Source organism: Dellaglioa sp. CoH-56-MRSF-13 (assembly GCF_056782095.1).
In genome coordinates, this window is the sequence record NZ_JBXAYC010000037.1 from 1 (window position 1) to 574 (window position 574).

Below are 574 nucleotides of genomic sequence, written 5' to 3' on the forward strand. Positions count from 1 at the left end.
AGTTCACAAAGGGCTTATTATAACCCGCATGGCTTTGTCTTGTCGAGCAATAAAAGCTGGTGACTCGTACCTGCAACTTGTCAATGATTCGATTTGACATAGCTTAGCGTTTTCTCCACGAGATTGACCACTTCCTTAGGAAGCTTCAGCCCAACCAGATGCCACGAAACGGCCTCGGCCAGCGTCTCCTTGAAGTTCTTCGTCGCGTACTCGGTAATCAGCGGATCGAGATCGGTACGGGTCACCCCACGCACCGGCCACACGGCCCGGATGTCGTCACCATAGTCAGCTTCGAACAGAAGATCGAGTTCTGCAAGAGAGATTTTCGATTGCGCCTTGATCGCCTTCAGAATCCACTTGAAGGCTTCCGCATCATCCTCACCGAGCTGGCCACGGAAGTCCGAGGGGCGCGATTCCTGCCCCAGCAGATCATCGAGTAGTCGCTGACTGTCTTCCTTTTTAACGGTCGTGACCTTGATGCTCTTGTTATAGAGCCGCACCCACGAACCTTCCAGCTTGGAGCCCGACAAGAACTCGAAATGCAGGTGGTGCGAAAGTTCGTGAAGGATACAGT

The 574-nt window shown here is 52.8% G+C and carries 1 protein-coding gene; it reads right to left on the minus strand.

All coding sequences use genetic code 11. From position 1 onward, the window contains the following. Window positions 1-80 precede the first annotated feature (80 nt). On the minus strand, window positions 81-574 hold a 494-nt coding region (locus tag AC1RP1_RS07730), incomplete at its 5' end, for a hypothetical protein (protein WP_481762678.1).